The sequence below is a fragment of the Microvirga pudoricolor genome (genome assembly GCF_016892705.1).
GTDB lineage: Bacteria > Pseudomonadota > Alphaproteobacteria > Rhizobiales > Beijerinckiaceae > Microvirga > Microvirga pudoricolor.
On the sequence record NZ_JAFEMB010000008.1, the window covers coordinates 131,405 to 151,259 of the forward strand.

19 protein-coding genes are annotated in these 19,855 nt (G+C 63.7%); 13 read left to right on the forward strand and 6 right to left on the reverse strand.

Annotated features, from left to right (window positions below):
- Positions 1 to 61 precede the first annotated feature (61 nt).
- The 4 genes from ILT42_RS20865 to ILT42_RS20880 all read left to right on the forward strand — a co-directional run bounded on the left by ILT42_RS20865 (position 62) and on the right by ILT42_RS20880 (position 2,387).
- Positions 62 to 457 carry a VOC family protein gene (locus ILT42_RS20865; RefSeq protein ID WP_204217829.1) on the forward strand — a complete coding sequence of 132 codons (396 nt, stop codon included), beginning with the start codon at positions 62 to 64 and terminating at the stop codon, positions 455 to 457.
- Positions 457 to 954: a peptide deformylase gene (locus ILT42_RS20870; protein ID WP_204217831.1), complete on the forward strand. Its 498-nt coding sequence runs from the start codon at positions 457 to 459 to the stop codon at positions 952 to 954. Before ILT42_RS20865 ends, ILT42_RS20870 begins: the two co-directional genes overlap by 1 nt.
- Positions 955 to 1,183: 229 nt before the next feature.
- Entirely contained in the window at positions 1,184 to 1,510 is a 327-nt protein-coding gene (locus ILT42_RS20875; RefSeq protein WP_204217833.1) for a hypothetical protein, read from the forward strand.
- 67 nt (positions 1,511 to 1,577) lie between these two features.
- A complete protein-coding gene (locus ILT42_RS20880) occupies positions 1,578 to 2,387 on the forward strand; it encodes an MBL fold metallo-hydrolase (RefSeq protein ID WP_204217835.1) in 810 nt (269 codons plus the stop codon).
- 230 nt (positions 2,388 to 2,617) lie between these two features.
- On the opposite strand, the gene poxB is transcribed toward ILT42_RS20880, so the two are convergent.
- From poxB to ILT42_RS20900, 4 genes are all read right to left on the reverse strand, one after another.
- The gene (gene poxB, locus ILT42_RS20885; protein ID WP_204217841.1) at positions 2,618 to 4,351 is read right to left on the reverse strand and encodes a ubiquinone-dependent pyruvate dehydrogenase; all 1,734 of its coding nucleotides are present in this window, start codon (positions 4,349 to 4,351) and stop codon (positions 2,618 to 2,620) included.
- Between the two features lie 63 nt (positions 4,352 to 4,414).
- Positions 4,415 to 5,593 carry a DUF882 domain-containing protein gene (locus ILT42_RS20890; RefSeq protein WP_229428836.1) on the reverse strand — a complete coding sequence of 393 codons (1,179 nt, stop codon included), beginning with the start codon at positions 5,591 to 5,593 and terminating at the stop codon, positions 4,415 to 4,417.
- 273 nt (positions 5,594 to 5,866) lie between these two features.
- A complete protein-coding gene (locus ILT42_RS20895) occupies positions 5,867 to 6,460 on the reverse strand; it encodes an NnrU family protein (protein ID WP_204217845.1) in 594 nt (197 codons plus the stop codon).
- 78 nt (positions 6,461 to 6,538) lie between these two features.
- Entirely contained in the window at positions 6,539 to 7,192 is a 654-nt protein-coding gene (locus ILT42_RS20900; RefSeq protein WP_204217847.1) for a glutathione S-transferase family protein, read from the reverse strand.
- 225 nt (positions 7,193 to 7,417) lie between these two features.
- On the opposite strand from ILT42_RS20900, the gene ILT42_RS20905 reads away from it, so the two are divergent.
- From ILT42_RS20905 to ILT42_RS20930, 6 genes are read left to right on the forward strand one after another with little or no spacing between them, the layout of a single operon-like run.
- Positions 7,418 to 9,019, forward strand: coding sequence for an ABC transporter substrate-binding protein (locus ILT42_RS20905; protein ID WP_204217849.1), 1,602 nt, complete (start codon positions 7,418 to 7,420; stop codon positions 9,017 to 9,019).
- Between the two features lie 3 nt (positions 9,020 to 9,022).
- The gene (locus ILT42_RS20910) at positions 9,023 to 9,994 is read left to right on the forward strand and encodes an ABC transporter permease (RefSeq protein ID WP_204217851.1); all 972 of its coding nucleotides are present in this window, start codon (positions 9,023 to 9,025) and stop codon (positions 9,992 to 9,994) included.
- Between the two features lie 8 nt (positions 9,995 to 10,002).
- Complete coding sequence (locus ILT42_RS20915; RefSeq protein ID WP_204217852.1) at positions 10,003 to 10,833, forward strand: ABC transporter permease; 831 nt, start codon at positions 10,003 to 10,005, stop codon at positions 10,831 to 10,833.
- Positions 10,830 to 12,494 carry an ABC transporter ATP-binding protein gene (locus tag ILT42_RS20920; protein ID WP_204217866.1) on the forward strand — a complete coding sequence of 555 codons (1,665 nt, stop codon included), beginning with the start codon at positions 10,830 to 10,832 and terminating at the stop codon, positions 12,492 to 12,494. The genes ILT42_RS20915 and ILT42_RS20920 overlap by 4 nt, the downstream gene beginning before the upstream one ends.
- A gap of 21 nt (positions 12,495 to 12,515) precedes the next feature.
- Entirely contained in the window at positions 12,516 to 12,986 is a 471-nt protein-coding gene (locus tag ILT42_RS20925; RefSeq protein ID WP_204217874.1) for an L-2-amino-thiazoline-4-carboxylic acid hydrolase, read from the forward strand.
- An 11-nt stretch (positions 12,987 to 12,997) separates the two neighbouring features.
- Positions 12,998 to 14,446 carry an NAD(P)-binding domain-containing protein gene (locus ILT42_RS20930; RefSeq protein WP_204217876.1) on the forward strand — a complete coding sequence of 483 codons (1,449 nt, stop codon included), beginning with the start codon at positions 12,998 to 13,000 and terminating at the stop codon, positions 14,444 to 14,446.
- Positions 14,447 to 14,456: 10 nt separating this feature from the next.
- Here ILT42_RS20930 and ILT42_RS20935 read toward each other — a convergent pair whose 3' ends face one another.
- Together ILT42_RS20935 and ILT42_RS20940 are read right to left on the reverse strand one after the other, a co-directional pair.
- Positions 14,457 to 15,143, reverse strand: a complete 687-nt coding sequence (locus tag ILT42_RS20935; protein ID WP_204217878.1) for a glutathione S-transferase family protein — start codon at positions 15,141 to 15,143, stop codon at positions 14,457 to 14,459.
- Entirely contained in the window at positions 15,140 to 15,793 is a 654-nt protein-coding gene (locus tag ILT42_RS20940; protein WP_204217880.1) for a TetR/AcrR family transcriptional regulator, read from the reverse strand. Before ILT42_RS20940 ends, ILT42_RS20935 begins: the two co-directional genes overlap by 4 nt.
- 394 nt (positions 15,794 to 16,187) lie before the next feature.
- Between ILT42_RS20940 and ILT42_RS20945 the strand changes: the two genes are divergently transcribed.
- Genes ILT42_RS20945 through ILT42_RS20955 form a run of 3 tightly spaced genes read left to right on the forward strand, consistent with a single transcriptional unit; the run spans position 16,188 to position 19,855 of the window.
- Positions 16,188 to 17,009: an ABC transporter ATP-binding protein gene (locus ILT42_RS20945; protein WP_229428821.1), complete on the forward strand. Its 822-nt coding sequence runs from the start codon at positions 16,188 to 16,190 to the stop codon at positions 17,007 to 17,009.
- Between the two features lie 2 nt (positions 17,010 to 17,011).
- Entirely contained in the window at positions 17,012 to 18,946 is a 1,935-nt protein-coding gene (locus tag ILT42_RS20950; protein WP_229428840.1) for a long-chain fatty acid--CoA ligase, read from the forward strand.
- A 15-nt stretch (positions 18,947 to 18,961) separates the two neighbouring features.
- A complete protein-coding gene (locus ILT42_RS20955) occupies positions 18,962 to 19,855 on the forward strand; it encodes a branched-chain amino acid ABC transporter permease (RefSeq protein WP_229428822.1) in 894 nt (297 codons plus the stop codon).

Here is a 19,855-nt window from a genome sequence, read left to right on the forward strand (position 1 = left end):
TTCCGTCGCGGGGGTTGGGCTGATATCCCGTCCGCCTCTCATGAGCGGGCGAGGTGTCACCATGGCCAAGGCCATCCATTCCATGATCCGGGTCCTCGAAGAGGAGCGATCGGTCCATTTCTATGAACAGGCCTTGGGCCTTGCCGTCGCCGATCGGTTCGCCTTCGACGGTTTCACGCTGGTCTATCTCCGCAGCCCTGATAACGAGTTCGAACTCGAGCTCACGATCAACGATGGAAGGGCGCAGCCGTATTCCCTCGGCGACGGATACGGGCATTTGGCCGTGTCGGTCACCGACCTCGACGCGGAGCACCGGCGCATGGAAAGCCTCGGCCTATCCGTGACGCCTGTGAGGGAGATGGCGCACCAGGGCAGGCCGCTGGCAAAATTCTTCTTCGTGCAGGACCCCGACGGCTACAAGATCGAAGTGCTCCAGCGTCGCGGCCGTTACGTCTGATGGCGGTCCGTCCCATCGTCCGCTTTCCCGATCCCCGATTGCGGCGGAAGGCCGAGCCTGTCGGCGAAGTCACGGACGAGATCCGCGATCTGGCCCGGGATCTGGCCGACACCATGGCGGCCGCGCCGGGTGTCGGCATCACGGCGCCCCATGTTGGCGTGTTGCTGCGGGTCATGGTGATCCGCCTTGAGGGCGATCCCGGGCCGCTGACCTACATCGATCCCGAAATCGTCTGGTTCTCGCCGGAACGCTCCCGGCAGTCTGAGGGCAGCGTTTCGATGCCGGGAGTGATCGACGAAATCGAGCGCCCCGCGCGGGTGAGGATGCGTTACCGAGACCTGGATGGGACGAGCCGCGAGGAAGAGGCGGAGGGCTTCAGGGCCATCTGCTATCAGCACGAAATCGACCAGCTCGACGGAATTTTCTGGATCGACCGGCTGTCCCGGCTCAAGCGTGATAGGCTTATCAGACGGTTCGAAAAGCTCCATCGCCCCTGAAATGGAAAAGACCCTGCGCGAAGGATGCTCCGGCAGGGTCTTTCCATGCAGGACCTGATACGCCACGCGGCCCGCCACCCGTTCTAAGGCCAGGAGGTAAACAGGGCCTTTCGAAAAGCGGAGATTGAGCCTCAGGATCGGGCGACGGACGATTTGGTGGTAGGGACGGAACCGGTTTGGCCCGACAGGCTATTTTCAAGGTCCGGTCCTGAGTTCGAGGGAGGGAGTGATGGTTGAACTGGTTCGAGAGTGGCCCCGGTCGCTCGAGCGCGCCCTCAGCGAGATTCGCGCCGTTTCCGGCCGGTCGGGTTGCTACATTGCGGAGGTCGACCTGTCGGAAGACGAGGTTCGCACGCTCAACCTGTTCGAGGCCAGTGCCCGCCACGAGCATGTTTCATTCCGCGATCCAGAGACGGCGCAGGCGTGTTTCGCGTATCTCAACACGCCGGTCGGCCTGGGCGGACCGAGGGCTCCGGGGGCCGGGATCGCGAGGGTTCGCATCTCATTCACGGATGTTCAGCGCGTGCGGCCCGCCGAGGCTCATGAGACCTACTGACCGTCGGGTCCTTGCCTTCCCGGCCATTCGCGCTTCCATGGGTGGCACGAACTAACCCGAGTCGGTCATGGCCACATTCCTCTGCTCAACTTGCGGCACATCCTATCCACCCTCCGATGATCCTCCCCTTCATTGCCCGATCTGCGAGGATGAAAGGCAGTGGGTTCCCGTCACGGGGCAGGCATGGACGACGCCGGAGCAGGTGGAGGCGCGCCATTGCAACGAATGGCGCCTGCACGAACCGGGGCTGTTGAGCCTTCACACGGTGCCGCGGTTCGCCATCGACCAGCGTGCGTTTCTGCTACGAACGGACAGCGGCAACATTCTGTGGGACTGCCTGTCCCTCATCGATCCCGCCACGAAGACCCTGATCGACGCCCTCGGCGGCCTGTCCGCGATCGCGATCTCCCATCCGCATTACTATACTCGCATGCAGGATTGGAGCGAGGCCTTCGGAGGCGTGCCGATTCATCTCCACGCGGCCGATCGGGAATGGATCATGCACCCGTCCCCAGCGATACGGCTCTGGGAAGGCAACAACCTTGTCCTGGCTCGCGGCCTGACGCTGCTCAGGCTCGGCGGTCACTTCGACGGCGGCACGGTGTTGCATTGGAGCGCCGGCGCCGAGGGTCGCGGCGTCATCCTCTCGGCCGACATCATTCAGGTGGCGGCCGATGTCGGGCGCGTATCCTTTCTCTGGAGCTACCCGAACATGATGCCGCTCCCCGCCCGCGAGGTCCTGCGCATCGGTCGCGCCCTCGATCCCTGGAGGTACGACCGCATCTATGGGGCTTTCAATGGCAAGGAGGTCATGCACGGGGCCAGGGGCGTCGTCGAGCGATCGATCCAGCGCTACGTCGAACTGCTCCGAGACTGACCTCCCACGGGCTCACCCAGCCAACACTGCCTCGATCGGCAACAGTATCGATCCAGGCGCCAGCGGAATGCCGGGCGCCGTCGCGCCCGTTTTTCCAAGGCCGTTAATCGTTTCTTAAGGCAAGAGGCGCAGCCTCGTGAGGTGCCTGGTGGCACAGTCTCCCTGGAATGGCCGACTCAGACGGCCCACCTAGAGCGCCCCGATTATGGCGCTCTTTCCTTGAGCACCGGTCAGCGCAGCCAGTTGGTCTGCGCCAAATCGATCACCTGGTCGCCGCGCCCGTTCATGACCGCCTTCAACATGTAGAGACTGAAGCCCTTCATTTGCTCCAAGGTCACCTTCGGCGGCATCGACAGCTCCTGCCGGTTCACAACCGCGTCCACCAGAGCTGGGCCCGGGTGGCTGAAGGCCTCCCGCAGGGCGCCCTCCAGCTTGCCTGGGTCTTCCACGCGGATGCCATGAATTCCCACGGCTTTCGCCATGGCGGCGAAATCCGGGTTGACGAGTTCGACACCCGTCTCGAGCAGTCCCGCCGCCTTCATCTCCATTTCCACGAAGCCCAGGGAGCCGTTGTTGAAGACGACGACCTTCACAGGCAGCCGGAGTTGCGCGAGGGTGAGGAAGTCTCCCATGAGCATGGCGAAGCCGCCATCGCCCGAGAGGGATACCACCTGCCGGCCGGGATACGCGGATTGCGCCCCTATGGCTTGCGTCATGGCGTTGGCCATCGACCCATGGACCCAGGAGCCGATAAGACGGCGTTTTCCGTTCATGGCGAGGTAGCGCGCGGCCCATACCGTCGGCGTGCCGACATCCGCCGCGAAGATGGCGTCGTCGTCCGCGAGTTCGCTGATCAGCCGGGCTACCTGCTGCGGATGGATCGGTGGCTCTCCCGCCTTACCTTCGGCCTTCTCGTCCAGCCCCTCGCGGGCCTTTCGATAATGGGCAAGGCTTTCATCGAGATGTCCACGATCCTCCTTGGCCTCGAGGCGCGGCAGAAGGGCCTCGATGGTGGGGCCCACGTCGCCGACGAGGCCCAGCTCGATCCTGGTCCGCTTGCCGAGGTTCTCGGGCCGGAGATCGATCTGGGCGATGCGGGCGTCCTCAGGATAGAACTGGCGATAGGGAAAATCCGTGCCCAGCATGAGAAGCATGTCGCAGGTCATGATCGCGCGGTACCCGGACGAGAACCCGATCAGGCCCGTCATGCCGACATCGTAGGGGTTATCGTACTCGACAAATTCCTTTCCGCCCAGCGCGTGCACGATCGGAGCCTTGAGCGTCTCGGCGAGGCGGAGAAGGGGGGCATGCGCCTCGCGGCAGCCACGGCCGCAGAGCAGGGTCACCTTCGCGCTGCCGTTGAGGAGGCTGGCGAGGGAATCGAGATCCGCATCGAGGGGCCGGACCAGGGGCCGGGGCGGGAGTAGGCTGGACGGAGATGCGACAGCCTTCGAGGCGGCGGGCTTCAACGCGATGTCCCCCGGAATGACGATCACGGCGACGCCGCGTTGTCCTACCGCGGCCCGGATGGCGATCTCCAGGATGCGGGGCATCTGTTCCGGGTCGGAGACCATTTCGCAATAGACGCTGCATTCGCGGAACAGCTCCTGCGGATGGGTCTCCTGAAAGTAGCCTGATCCGATCTCGGCGCTGGGGATGTGCGCCGCGATGGCTAGGACAGGCGTGCGGGTCCGGTTGCAGTCGTAGAGACCGTTGATGAGATGCAGGTTGCCGGGACCACAGGAGCCCGCACACACCGCCAGTTGTCCCGTGAGCTGGGACTCCGCGCCGGCCGCAAAGGCCGCAGCCTCTTCGTGGCGGACATGGATCCATTCGATGGAATTGCGTTTGCGGAGCGACTCGGTGATTCCGTTCAGGCTGTCGCCGACGACACCGTAGACACGCTTCACGCCCGCCGACGCCATCGTTTCCACGATCAGGTCCGCCACATTGTCGATTGCCATCCGAAATCTCCAGGGTCCGCTTGGGAAACCGCCACGGTACAGGATGGGTCGCTCGCGCGCTTTTTAAAGGTCGGCCTGCGCTTGGATCAAGGCTGAGACCGGCTTGACCGCCGGGCCGGAGAACCGGGTGCTGCTCAGATCGTCGCTCACCGCCGTCGAGAAGCTGCCGGTAAGGCTGACGCTGTAGGGTGCGAAAAGCGACTTCACCGGATCCTGCATCAGCCCCTCGGGCGGTTTGGGGGCGGGGAGGGCAGGTGCGAGGTTTGCGACTTGAATCCGGTCCGCAGGGGGCGCCGGAGGCGCGACGGCCGCCAGGACGACGGCGGCATCCTTGGGCCGACGCGGCGGGAGCGGCATGAGGGAGAGCGCGGCAGGAACAGCATCGGGCTCAGCAGAGGCCAACTGAACCGCCACTGTTTGGGTGGGAGCCGGTTCGGCCGGGCGCTGGGGTGCTGGCGCTGCGGGCTCCGCGTTCCGGCGCCCGAACAGAGCCGCCAGTGCACTGCCCAGCGACGGGCCTCCGCCGGCCGAGGCCTGGGTCGCCAGGGAGGCGTTGCGGGACAGGATCTCCGCCTTGGCCTCCTCATAGCCCTGGAGCGGTTTGCCGTTGCTGGGCAGGTGCAGGGTGCGACCGTCCGGGAAGAGGCGCGCGAGCTGGTCCTGCGTCATCCGGGGCCAGGCCCGGACGCTGCCCGTGTCCACATGAACGAATTGCGATGATGCGTAGTAGCCCACCCCGCCATACTGCATCTTCATGGCGATCCCTCTGAGGCGGGCTGTGTCCACGTCCGGGAAACGAACGTCCATCGCCTTGCCGAGCATGTGCTGACTGTGCTCGGAAACCCCCGAGGAACGCCGCCGCAAAGCCCCGTTGGTCTCCGGCGAGCGGTAGGCAGACACCACATGGATCGGCTGAGAGGAGCCCGATTCCCGATAAGCCTCCCACAGGATGTCGAACAGGCGCGGATCCATCTTGGTCTGACGCTCCACGCGCCAGTCCCGCAGGAGCCAGTTCAGTTGCTCCAGCCCGCGCTCATCGTAGCTGCCATTGCGGCGGAAGGTGATGGTGGCGGTCTCGCGCGTGTGGGTGTGGAAGAAGGTAAGCGACCGAGTATCGCCGTCGGCTGCGGCCCCACCGGCTTGAAGCGCTCCGGCCAAGAGTCCCGTCGTGGCGGCAGCAAGGCAGAGCGTGACGCGCAGGCCCTGCATCTTCGCATTGCGGCGAAGCTTCATCGACACCATTTTCACGGTGCGCCCCCCTTGCAACCGGCCAATTGGACGGAAAATCCCTGAGCCTTATGGGCTCTGCTGTTCGCACTGAGGGCGTTTCTGGGCGCAAACCGTGGCAAAATTGGAGCAGCTGAGCCGTAAGACAGCGGATGGAAAATCTTGGAGGGGCTGGCAGGTTCGGCGCACATGTCAGCATCATGACCAGCAAGGCTTTAACCAAGCGTTAGCGACGTTGGCAAATTCCTGGAATGGGTCGGCCCGAACGGCCCGAACCTTGCCGTCGCTTCAAGCTTGGCCGGGCAGGACAGGGACGCCGATCAGCAGCGGATGCAGCCAGACCACGAAGGCTGCGTAGGCTGCGGTGCCTATGCCGAGCGCGAGGAGGTCATTGCGGCGATCCCCTGAGCCTCCCGCCGGCGCTCCATGCTCCACCGCCTCGTCCCGTCTCTTGACGCTGATGCGGGCGAGAACCGCCCAGGCCAGGAACGACCCGAACAGAAGGATGGAGCCGAGATCACCATTCGCGAGAAGATGCGCGACGGCCCAGATCTTCACGGATGCCAGCATCGGATGCTTGAGACGCCTCTTGATGCGCCCCGGCAGGTAAGCGGCCGCCATGCACACGAAGGCAACCCAGACGAGCAGCAAAGCGAGGTGCCGTGTCCAGACTGGCGGATCCCAGACAGGGATGTAGCCATCCGCGCGATAGCGGCTGTAGCCCATACAGACCAGCACTATCCCGATCAGCGAGACCAGAGAGTAGAGACCTTTGTAGGGTCCGGGTCCCAGGCGCCTCAGGAGCGTGGACCGCGCGCCGCGAAACATGGTGAAGGCGTGGGTGCCGAGAAAGACGATCAATCCGACGATGAGCAGGGTCACGGCGATTCCTCGAGGAGGTCCGAACCATAACGTGCCTGTCTGGAAGCGCCAGAACAAAGCCTTCCGCAAGCGCGGCGCTCAATCCCTGTCGGGCGCTCCAAGGGGAAAGAAGTGCCTGTAGGGCCTGGCTTCGTCGACCGCCCTGGCGAAGGACGGCCAGGCCAGAAGCTTTTGGCGGTACGCGCGAAGATGCCCATGTTCTTCTCCGATGGGGTGGGCCCAGTCGGCGTAAAACAGGGACGGGGCCGCAGCACAGTCCGCCATGGTAATGCCGTCGCCCACGGCCCATGTCCGACCGGCCATCCGGCTGTCCAGCCATCCATAGGACCTGTCCAGCATCGCCCGCGCCTCCAGGACCCCGAAGGGATCGCGGTTCTCCTCGGTCCGGATGCGGTCGGATACGATCTTCTGCATCGGGGTCATCACATAATTGTCGAAGAAACGGTCCATCAGCCTGACATCCAGGGCGACCGACGGATCCTTGGGGATCAGCGACAGCGGGCCGGGATGATGAGTGTCGATAAACTCGAGAATGATGCTGGCCTCGGCGATGATCCGGTCCCCGTGGACCAAGATGGGAAACCGCCGGATCGGCCAGAGCTCCTGCCATTCGGCCGTGGTCTGGTCGTTGTCGAGGGAGCGGTACTCGAACGGCGTCCCATTGGCGTAAAGCGCGGCCAGAACCTTCTGGCAATAGGACGAGAAAGGATGTGCATAGAGGGCCAGTGTCATGCTCGCTCGCGGGTGTGTGATCCGAGGTGGCAGTGTGACGTCAAACGGTTCGATATCAAGCGACCGTAAAGTGAGGGTCGGGATGCCGGGGAGCCGCAATTCCCCTCAGGCCTCGCCCCACATGATATTTAGCACGATAAAATGTGAATTATCATAATTCACATTGACGTTGAGATAAAAAAGGGTAAGCTCGACTGCCTGAACGTTATTGAAAGTTTTCCCGCCATGCGCCTCACCCGCCGCGCCGCCCTCCTGTCCGCGTCTGCTTTCGCAGCGGCGGGCTTTCTCCCGCGCTCCGCATTCTCTCAGGAGACGCCGAGGCGGGGAGGCGTCCTGACGGCGCATCTCGGGTCCGAGCAGCGGATCCTGAACCCCTCGCTTCGCGCCTCCACGGGCGTCTATCTCATCACCAGCAAGATCATCGAGGCGCTGGTGGACCTTGACGGAAAAGGTAACCCGGTTCCCGTGCTCGCGACGAGCTGGGAGGCTTCGCCCGACGGCAAGACGATCACGTTCAAGCTTCGAGAGGGTGTGACCTGGCATGACGGCAAGCCATTCACCTCGGCGGATGTCCAGTACAACGCCATGGAACTCTGGAAGAAGCATCTCAATTACGGCACGCAGCTCCAGCAGTATCTGGACGCAGTCGATACGCCGGACGCGAACACCGCGATCTTCCGGTATTCCCGCCCGATGCCGCTGAACCTGCTGCTGCGCGCCCTGTGCGATCTCGGCTATATCGTGCCAAGGCATGTCTTCGAGGGGACGAACGTGCTGGAAAACCCGGCCAATACGGCCCCCATCGGCACAGGACCGTTCAAATTCGTCCAGTACGAGCGCGGCCAATTCATCGTGGCGGAGCGCAACCCGAACTACTGGCGCAAGGACCTGCCCTATCTCGACCGGATCGTCTGGCGCGTCATCACGGACAAGTCGGCCGTTGCGGCCGCTTTGGAGACCGGACAGCTCCAGCTCAGTTCCTATAACGGCCTGTCGCTGGCGGACCTGGACCGCTTGAAGGACGACCCGCGCTTCGAGGTCTCGACCCGGGGCATCGAAGCCAATGCCTTCAACAACACCCTCGAGTTCAACACCCGCCGCAAGGAACTCTCGGACGTCCGGGTGCGGCGCGCCATCGCTCATGCCATCGATGCGGAGTTCTTCATCGAGAATTTCCTGTACGGGCAGGGCAAGCCCGCCACGGGACCGATCCCGTCCTCGTCGCCTGCTTTCTTTCCGGGCAACACCCCTCCTTACCCGTTCGACAAGAAGAAGGCGGCCGCCCTCCTGGACGAGGCCGGCTACAAGGCCGGCTCCGACGGCACGCGCTTCAGCCTGAAGCTGGTTCCCATCAACAACGGCGAGGACGTGCCGCTGCTGGCGACCTACATCCAGCAATCCCTGGCCGAGATCGGCATCAAGGTGGAGATCGTGCAGCTCGATGTCGCGGGCGCCCTGACCACCGTCTATCGCGACTGGAATTTCGATATTGCCACCGGTTGGCACCAGTATCGCGGCGATCCGGCGGTCTCGACAACCGTCTGGTACCGCTCCGGCTCGCCCCGCGGCGCCCCGTGGACGAACCAATGGGGTTGGCAGTCCGAAAAGGTCGATCAGCTGATCGATCAGGCCGCGAGCGAGATCGATCCGGCCAAGCGCAAGGCGCTGTACGCCGATTGGGTGAAGGCCGTGAACGAGGAAATTCCCGTGTGGATGATCACGGAGCGCCAGTTCTTCGCGGCCACCAACAAGCAGGTGAAGAACCACCACAACACCACCCGTTGGGATTCCAGCGATTGGCACGATACCTGGATTGCTGCATCCTAAGCCATGCGCATTCTCCTGTTGGCCTTGCGTCGGGCGGCCTCCAGCCTCCCGACGCTTCTCATTCTCCTGATCGGCCTGTTCCTGCTGCTGCAACTGGCGCCCGGCGATACGGTGGACGCCCTGGTGGCCCAGATCGGTGGCGGCGATCCCAAGATGATCGAGGAGCTTCGCCGCTTCTACGGCCTTGACGTCTCCGTTGCCGTGCAGCTCGGACGGTATGTCTGGCGTCTCCTGCAGCTCGACCTCGGTTTCTCGGCGATCTACGGCAAGCCCGTCTCGGCGGTCATTCTGGAGCGGCTTCCGGCGACCCTGCTCCTCATGGGGTCTTCCTTGAGCTTCGCCTTCGCGGCCGGCATGGCCCTGGGCGTCTTCTCCGCCCGGCGGGTCAACAAATGGCCCGACACCATCATCTCGACCCTGGGGCTCGTTTTCTACGCAACGCCGTCCTTCTGGTTCGGACTTATGGGGATCGTGATCTTCGCGGTCCATCTCGGCTGGCTGCCGGCGGGCGGCCTCGAAGAGATCGGGGCCGGATACACGGGCCTTCGCCGCATCCTCGACATCGCGTGGCATCTCGTGCTGCCGACCCTGACCCTCGCGCTGATCTTCCTGGCGACGTATCTTCGCATCATGCGGGCCTCCATGCTGGAGGTCCTGACCCTCGACTTCGTGCGGACCGCCCGCGCCAAGGGGCTCAGCCCCGGACGCGTCGTCAGTCGCCACGTGCTGCGCAATGCCCTCCTGCCCATGGTGACCCTGATCGGCCTGCAGGCCGGCACGATGCTGGGCGGCTCGGTCGTGGTGGAGAGCGTCTTCGCCCTGCCGGGGCTGGGACGACTGGCCTATGAGGCCGTGGTGCAGCGGGATCTCAACACGCTGCTCGGCATCGTCTTCGTTTCAGCTTTGCTCGTGATCGCCGTCAATTTCATCGTCGACATCCTCTACGCGCGCCTCGATCCGCGCATCGTGACCTGAGGCCCGCCATGGAATCCCTCAAGCGCATCGGCAAGAGCCCCACGGCAGTCATCGGCCTCATCCTGCTCATTCTGGTGATCGGCATGGCGCTCAGCGCGCCCTACCTCTTCCCGCGCGACCCTTTGAGCCTTGCCGGACGCCCCTTGCAATGGCCATTCGCCAATTCCCGCTTCTGGCTGGGCACGGACACGACTGGCCGGGACATCGCCGCCCAGATCTTCCACGGCGCCCGCGTGTCGCTCCTCATCGGTCTCGTGGCGACGGCGCTCGCCATCACCATCGGCATCGTCGTGGGAGCTGTGGCGGGCTATTATGGGGGCGTGGTGGACGATGTCCTCATGCGTGTGACGGAAGCCTTCCAGACCCTGCCGAACTTCCTGCTGCTCCTCGTCCTGGTGGCGGTGTTCGGCACCGACATCAAGACCGTGACGATCGCCATCGGCCTCGTCTCCTGGCCCGCCTCGGCGCGCTTGACCCGTGCCGAATTCCTATCGCTTCGCAGCCGCGAGTTCGTTCAGGCCTGCCGAACCCTCGGAATGCGGGACATCCAGATCATCTTTCGAGAGATCCTACCCAACGCCCTGCCGCCGGTCATCGTCTATGCCAGCGTCATCATGGCAGTGGCGATCCTGCTGGAAAGTTCGCTGGCCTTCCTGAGCCTGTCCGACCCCAATGTGCCGTCCTGGGGCAACCTGATCGGCACGGGGCGCAGCGTGCTCCGGACGCAATGGTACGTTTCCGCCATTCCCGGCGGTGCGATCCTGCTCACCGTCCTGGCTGTTTCCCTGGTGGGCCAAGGCCTCAATGACGCCCTGAATCCAAGGTTGAAGAGCCGATGAGCGCCGTTCTGTCCATCGAAGCTCTCACCGTCGCGTTGCCCCCTGGCGCCGACCGTCCCCATGCCCTGGAGGACGTCACCCTGGGGCTGAATGCTAACGAGATCCTGTGCGTCGTCGGCGAGAGCGGATCCGGCAAGTCGATGACCGCAGGCGCGATCCTGGGGCTACTGCCGGAGGGCGTGCACGCCACGGCCGGTAGGGTGATCCTCGATGGCCGGGACCTCCTCACGATGACCGAGGAGCAATTGCAAAAGATCCGTGGCGCCCGCATCGGTATGATTTTCCAGGAGCCGATGACGGCTCTCAATCCGCTGCGCACCATCGGCGACCAGATCGGCGAGATGTTTCGCATCCACACTCCACTGGGCAAGGCCGAAATCGAGAACCAGGTGCTCGGCTTGCTGCGCGACGTCCATATTCCCGATCCCGAAGCGGCGCGGCGAGCCTATCCCCATGAACTCTCGGGCGGCCAGCGCCAGCGCGCCATGATCGCCATGGCGCTCGCCCTCGAGCCGCGCGTTCTCATCGCCGACGAGCCGACGACCGCTCTCGATGTGACCACCCAGGCCCAGATCCTAAAGCTGATCCGCGAGCTTCAGCAGCGCAAGGGGACGGCGGTGCTCTTCATCACCCACGATTTCGGCGTGGTGGCCGAGATCGCCGACCGGGTGGCCGTGATGCAGCGCGGCAAGGTGGTGGAGGAGGGCAGGGCCGACGAGGTCCTGAATCGCCCGCGCCATCCCTATACCAGGGCTCTCATCGCGGCGGTGCCGCCCCTCGCGCCTCCGCCGCCCAAGGTGGTGACGGGTGAACCGGTGCTGCGCATCGAGCACGTGTCGAAGACCTACCGGAAGGGCGGGCTTCTCTCCCGGAACAAACGGGTCACCCATGCGGTGAAGGACGCGACCCTGTCGCTCCCCCACGGCGGGACCCTTGGCATCGTGGGTGAGAGCGGATCCGGCAAGTCGACGCTGGCGCGCTGCATCGTCCGCCTGCTCGACCCGGATTCCGGTTCGATCCTCCTCGGCGGCAAGGACCTCGCACGGTTGTCCCGTGCCGAGATGCGGGCGGAGACGCGAAACATTCAGATGGTTTTTCAAGACCCCTTCGCGTCGCTCAACCCACGCCGCAAGGCGGGCGAACTCGTAGCGCAAGGTCCGATGGTCCATGGCGAGGGCAGGGCGAAGGCACTGGCGCGCGCCAAGGAGTTGTTCGCCCTCGTGGGGCTCGACCCCAATGCCACCGAACGTTATCCGCACGAGTTTTCGGGCGGTCAGCGTCAGCGGATCGGGCTGGCCCGCGCGCTCGCCCTCGAGCCGAAAGTGCTGGTGGCCGATGAGCCGGTTTCGGCTTTGGATGTGTCCGTCCAGGCCCAAGTGCTGCGGCTCCTGGCGGATCTGCGGGAACGTCTGGGGCTGTCGATGGTGTTCATCACCCATGACCTGCGCGTAGCCGCCCAGATCTGCGACCGCATCGCCGTCATGAAGGAGGGCGTTGTCGTGGAGGAGGGCCCGACCGCCGAGGTCTTTACCGCGCCAAGGCATCCCTACACGCAGGCCTTGCTCGCATCCGTACCCGGCCGAACCTGGACACCACCGGTTTCGCCCGACGCCGCAGCTGAGCCGAGCCGGCCCTCCGCCGAGCCTGCTCTGGCTCCCTGAACCATTTTCCAGGAGGTTCTCATGGCCCAGCCCATCCCGATCATCGAACGCCGCCGCATTGAAGCCGAGCTCTTGAAGGAGGTCTACGAGACCTTGATCGAGCGCGTCGGAAGAGAAGAGGCGAAGAGTATCATCACGGAATCCGTGCGCCGTTCGTCCATCACGCAGGCCGCAGCATTCGCCGCGCAGGCGCCCGGAGGAACCAGCCTTCAGAGCTTCATCGACATCCAGTCCAACTGGACCGCCGAGAACGCCCTCGAAATTCAGCCTCTCCACCGGGACGAAACCCATTACGATTTCAACGTGACACGCTGCCGTTACGCGGAGATGTACAAGAAGATGGGGCTGGGTGAGATCGGCGGACTGCTGTCCTGCAACCGGGACGGTTCCTTCTGCGAGGGTTACGACCCCAACCTCAAGATGACCCGCACCCAGACCATCATGGAGGGCGCGAGCCATTGCGACTTCCGGTATCATTACGAGAAGGCCTGAGACGCGAAGCCGTGAACGACCACAGCCCCATCGAAGGAGAGCGTCTGCGCGCCCATGAGCGTCGAGTGGCGCGCGACCTTGAATATCTAGGCGTTCCGGCCGCCAATTGGCCCCTGCCGGAGCCGGCGGCGGATGGCGCGGTTCCGATCGATGTGCTGGTGGTCGGAGCGGGCATGAACGGCATCGCGGTCGCCTCGTCCCTGCTGTTCAAGGGCATCCGCAACGTTCGCATCCTCGACCGTAACCCGCCGGGTCGGGAAGGGCCGTGGCTCTCCTTTGCCCGGATGGACACCCTGCGCTCACCCAAGACGCTGCCCGGCCCCGCGCTCGGCGTTCCCTCGCTCACGTTCCGCGCCTGGTACGAGGCGGCGTTCGGGGAAGCCGCCTGGGACGCGCTCTATAAGATCCCGAACGCCGTGTGGGTGCGTTACCTGACATGGCTGCAGCGGGTCCTGGGTCTACCGGTCCAGCATGGAACGCGGGTCGTGGCGATCGCTCCAGGGGAGCGCCTTCACACGGTCGAGACGGAACGAGATGGGGTGCCGCAGACCCTGCTGGCTCGCCGCGTCATCCTGGCCACGGGCCGGGGAGGGGCGGGCGGCGGCTGGATTCCAAGCTTCGTGGATCAGGCGCTATGGCCTGATCTTGCCGCCCATACCAACGACGACATCGATTTCGAGCGACTCAAAGGGCAAGCCATCGGCATTGTGGGCGGCGGCGCATCGGCCTGGGACAATGCCGCCACCGCCCTGGAGCGCGGGGCTGCGCGGGTGGACATGTACGTGCGAAGGCCGCACCTGCCGCAGATCAACAAGGGACGAGGCTCGTCCCATCCTGGCTATTATTATGGCTGGAGCGCTCTGGACGATGCGGAGCGCTGGGCCCTCTTCGCTTACCTGAACGACGTTCAGGCCCCGCCTCCGCACGAGACCGTTCATCGCGCCCTGAGGCAGCCGAACTTTCACGTTCATCTCGGTAAGGCGACTCGCCGGGCGACGCGCGAGGGCGACCGGGCGGCGGTGCTCCTGGCCGGAGAAGACCCGCCTCGGCTTCACGATTTCCTGATCGTCGGCACGGGCTTTGCGATCGATGGGGGGGCGATCCCGGAACTGGGCAACGCGTCCGGTTTCGTGGCGCGGTGGCAGGATCGCTACGAGCCGCCGGACACGTTGGCGCGGCAGGATCTCGGGCGCTATCCTTATCTCGGACCGGGCTTCGAGCTCCTGGAACGCGAGGCGGGTGAGTGCCCGGGCCTGAACCGCATTCATCTCGTGAATCACGCCGCCGCCCTCAGCCACGGCGCCGTCGCCAGCGACATTCCGGGCGTGAACGTCGCGGCCGAGCGCGTATCGACCGCCATTGCGGCAAGCCTTTTCAAGGAAGACATCGAGCCGATCAGACAGGCTCTCGAGGCCTTCGACGAGCCCGAACTCGAGTCGACCCCGTTCTTCGTGCGGTGATGGCGGGCTGCTAGGCCGTCAGAGGAGAAGGTGTGGGCGAAATGCCCTGCGCCAAGGCGGCCGTCTCCTGCGCCGAGAGGGCGGTCGAGAAGGATTTCCGTTGTTGCAAACCCTCCCAATAGCGCCGCACGCCCTCGGGGAAATGCTCGCTCAAGCCGATGTAACCCGCCAGCATCAGCGCATACCCGACTGAAATGTCGGCCGCCGTGAAACGGCCGGCGCAGAGGAAGTCCCGTGACGCCACTGCGCGATCGACGCTCCGAAGGCGGGACAGGAACCACCGCGTGTAATCGGCGACGATCTGGGGAGAGCGGGTCTCATCCGGCTCGAAACGGCTGTAGCGCAGTACGAGCGTCTGCGGGAATGTCAGCGTTGCTTCTCCGAAGTGGAGCCAGTTCAGATAGCTTCCGTAGTCGGGCTCGTCCGGCGCCACCCCGAGCGTTCCGGACCCGTGCCGCGCAGCCAGGTATTCGCAGATAGCGGCGGATTCCGTCATGCGGGTCGCGCCCTCCACGTAGGCCGGAACGGTCCCGAGACCGTTGATCTCGAGATACTCCTTGGATCGGGCCCTCGGCGGGAAGGGGAGCACTACCAACCGATAGGACAGGGAAAGCTCTTCAAGGGCCCAAAGCGGCCGGAAGGAGCGGGCGCTCATGCAATGATAGAGGGTGCGGCCGGCGTTTTCGGTTGCACTCACGTCCTTGCCCCCACGCGCTTGAGCACCGGCTTCCCTGTGCTTGCCTCCCCGGCCTCGCCGTGGCGCAGCACGGAGTTAAGCACCATGGTGGTGAACAGGTGCGCCACCTCCGACTCGGACAGGCGGCCGCCGGGACTGAACCAGGTACAGATGCCGGACAGCATCGATAGGATGCCGTAAGCCGCCACCTTCATGTCGATCGACATGAACGAACCCTCGGCCACGCCAGCCTCCAGGATCTCCGTCAGCTTCAGCTCATAGACCCGCCGCATGTCGCTGATGGTCGTGAAGTTGGCAGGCTCCAGGCTCCGCAGCTCCGAATAGCAGATGAAGACCTCCTGCTTGCGGTTCACGTGATAGCCGACATGGAAATGCACGAAGGCTTTCAAACGCTCCACGGCCGTGCCGCCCTGGCTCAGGGCTTCGTCCAACTCGCGCAGGAGGTCGTTCATGTGGACCGTGATCAGGTCCAGGAGAAGCTCCTGCTTCGTGCGGATGTGGTTGTAGAGGGAGCCCTGCTGAATGCCCACCTCGGCCGCGAGCTGCCGGAGGCTCATGGCCTCGTAGCCATGCTCGTAGATCAGCTGAAGCCCTGCCTTCCGGATGGCCGCTACGGTTTTCGGCCCGGAAGACCCTGCGGTACGCGACATGGCGTGTCTTTCCTTCAGTGCAGGATCACCGACTGATCCGGACTGTAAACGAACATTCGTTTTATTGACAGCATGCCCAATTGTGAACCCGGGCTCAACCTGATCCGGGAAATTCCCGCAGATGAGGGCCTATGTCGGAATGGAGTGCCGTCAAATATATGAGAAGCCAGATTAATTTATCGAATTGTGAGTCTATTGCCTTCCGGCGAGTAAGACTTTCAGCGTAGTTTCAAGGTCTAGTATCGATCTCCTTGACACCAAAAAACAAACGGTTGATCGTATTTCGAAACGGCGAGCCGTTCGCAAGAAGATGGCCCCAACAAAGCCCGATGCCTCACGGTATCACTTCAAGAGCGCAGGAAGCGCCGGGAACGGTCGAGACAGGAGGACGCGCTTGGATCACGCATTGGAGGTGCGCGGTGTATCGCTCCGCTTTGGCGGCGTGCATGCATTGACGGATGTAAGCTTCGCCATCCGAAAGGGCGAGCTGTTCTCCATCATCGGGCCCAACGGCGCCGGCAAGACCTCCATGGTAAACTGCATCTCGGGCCGCTACAAACCGACGGAAGGCGAGATCTTCTTTGGCGGCAAGAGCATCAACCGCCTCAAGACCAATGCACGCGCCAGTCTCGGAATCGGGCGCACGTTCCAGAATCTGGCGCTCTTCCATCACATGACGGTTCTCGACAACATCATGGTCGGCCGCCATCATCTGCTCAAGAACAACTTCATCACCGGCTCGCTCTATTGGCTCACGGGCGCACGTCGCGAGGAGCTCCAGCACCGCCGGAAGGTCGAGGAAATCATCGATTTCCTGGACCTCCAGTCCGTTCGGAAGGCACCCGCCGGAACACTGTCCTACGGCCTGCGCAAGCGCGTCGAACTGGCTCGCGCCATGGCGCTGGAGCCGCAGCTCATTCTCCTCGACGAGCCCATGGCGGGCATGAACCTGGAAGAGAAGGAGGACATGGCCCGCTACATCGTCGACCTTAACGAGGAGTTCGGCATGACGGTCGTGATGATCGAGCACGACATGGGCGTGGTCATGGACATCTCGCACCGGGTCATGGTCCTCGATTTCGGACGCAAGATCGCCGAGGGCCTTCCCGGCGACGTGCTGGCCGATCCGCATGTGAGAAAAGCCTATCTCGGCGAGGAGGATCCTGCGCTCGTGGATCCGAGCGAAGCGTCGGCCATGGCGGAGAGCGCGGCATGAACATGGATTACGCGGCGCGCGTCTCTCAGGCCGACACGTTTCCCAAGCTGCTGCGCCTGAACGCGTCCGAACATGGTGCCGATATCGCCATGCGCGAGAAGGACCTGGGCCTGTGGCGCTCGTTCACCTGGAAGAATTATCACGACCGCGTTCGTGCCTTTGCCTTGGGCCTCTACGACCTTGGGCTGCGCAAGGGCGACGTGGTATCCATCATCGGCGACAACCGGCCCGATTGGGTGAGCGGAGAGATCGCCGCCCATGCGGTCGGGGCCATGTCGCTCGGGATGTACCGTGACGCTCTCGCCGAAGAGGTCCTGTACCTCATCGATTACGGTGAGGCGAAGGTCATCTTCGCCGAGGACGAGGAGCAGGTCGACAAGCTGCTCGATCTCGCCGACCGCATCCCATCCGTCCGTCATATCGTCTATTCCGACCCGCGCGGCATGCGCAAATACGACGACCCTCGCCTGATCTTTGCCGATGATCTCGCGGCGCGGGGCCAGGCTCTTGGCGAGCGGGAGCCCGATCTCTACGACCGCCTCGTGGATGCGACCCAGGGAGAGGACGTCGCAGTGCTCTGCACCACCTCCGGCACCACGGCCAATCCGAAACTCGCCATGCTGGCGGCTGGACGGGTCCTGCGCCACTGCGCGAGCTATCTCTCGGCCGATCCGAAAGGGCCCGACGATGAGTACGTATCCGTTCTGCCGCTGCCGTGGATCATGGAGCAGGTCTACGCCCTCGGCAAAGGTCTTCTGTGCCGGATGAAGGTGAACTTCGTCGAAGAGCCGGACACGATGATGAACGATTTCCGCGAAATCGCTCCGACCTTCGTGCTCTTCGCGCCACGCGTCTGGGAGTCGGTGGCAGCGGACGTGCGGGCCCGCATCATGGATTCCTCGCCCTTCAAGCGCGCCCTCTATGATTACGGCATGAAGACAGGTCTCGCCGCGACCGAGAACGGCGAACGTTCCGCCATGGCGGACGCAATCCTTTTTCGCGCGCTACGTGACAGGCTCGGCTTCACCCGCCTGCGCTCCGCCGCGACGGGCGGTGCAGCCCTGGGGCCCGAGACCTTCCGGTTCTTCCGCGCTATGGGCGTTCCTCTGCGCCAGCTCTATGGCCAGACCGAGACGCTGGGCGCTTACACGATCCACCGGCCGGATGAGGTCGATTTCGACACGGTGGGCCACGGATTCGACGACGGCATCCAGATCCGCGTCGACAATGCCGACGCCAACGGGGTCGGCGAGGTGGTGGCACGCCACGCGAACATGTTCCTGGGATATTACAAGAACCCGGCCGCCGCCGCCGCCGACATGGAGGACGGTTGGCTCCATACCGGCGATGCCGGATATTTCGATAAGCGCGGCCATCTCGTCGTGATCGACCGCATCAAGGATTTGGCCGAAACGGCCAGAGGCGACCGGTTCTCGCCGCAATACATCGAGAACAAGCTGAAGTTCTCGCCCTACGTGGCTGAGGCCGTGATCCTGGGCGCTGGCCGTGAATACCTCGCCGCCATGATCTGCATCCGTTATTCCATCGTGTCCAAATGGGCTGAGAAGAACCGGATCGCCTTCACAACCTATTCCGACCTCGCGGCCCGGCCGGAGATCTACGAATTGCTCCAAAAGGAGGTGGAGGCCGTCAACGCCACGCTGCCTCCCGCCCAGCGCATCACGAAGTTCCTGCTGCTCTACAAGGAACTCGATGCGGATGACGGTGAATTGACCCGGACCCGAAAAGTCCGGCGCTCCGTGATCAACGAGAAGTACGAGGACATCATCGACGCGGTCTATGGCGGCAAGCCGAAGATCGATGTGGACACCATCATCCGTTTCCAGGACGGCACGACGCAGCGCATCCGCACGACCCTGCGGGTGGTGGACCTCGGGCAGGGGACCGGAGCACCGATGTCCGTGGCGGCCGAGTAGAGGGCGAACGATCCGATGAATATGCAGCTTCTCGTCCAGCTTCTCGTCAACGGCGTGATCGTCGGTGCCCTTTACGGCGTCGTCGCCATGAGCTTTGTGCTGATCTACAAGGCCAGCCAAGTGGTGAACTTCGCGCAGGGCGAATTCCTGCTCATTGGCGCCTGGGTGTGCTGGTGGCTTCTCACCAAGTATCAGATCCCATTCTTTGCCGGAATGGCGATCACACTGGTCTTCATGCTGGTCTTCGGCGTGGCTCTCCAGATCATCGTTCTGCGGCCTCTCATCGGGGAGCCGATCATCTCTGTCATCATGGTGACCATTGGGTTGTCGACGATCTTCCAGGGCGCCATGAAGTGGATCTTCGGGCTCAATGCCCAGCCCTTCCCGCCGATCTTCAAGACCCAGAGCGTGAACATCCTGGGACTACAAATTCAGACGGCCTATCTCATGAGCGTCGCGGTCTCGCTTGCCATGATGGCCGGAATGGCGTGGTTCTTCAAAGCATCGAAGTACGGTCTCGCCATGCGGGCCACCGCCTTCAACCAGCAGATCGCCCAGTCCCTCGGCATCTCGGTCAAGAACATCTTTGCCATGGCCTGGGCCATCTCGGCGGTGGTCTCGGCCGTCGCGGGCGTGGTGGTCGGCGTGGTGAACAGCGTGTCGCCGGCGTTGTCCACTTACGGCATCAAAGTCTTCCCGGCCGTGATCCTGGGCGGTCTGGACAGCATCGTCGGCGCGGTGCTGGGCGGCCTCATCATCGGCCTGTTGGAGAACATCGCCCATTACGTCGACAGCGAGTTCCTGCACTGGGGCAACCTCTACGAGATCGCGCCCTTCTACGTTCTGATCATCATCCTGATGATCAAACCCTACGGCCTTTTCGGCACGCGCAATATCGAGCGGGTATAA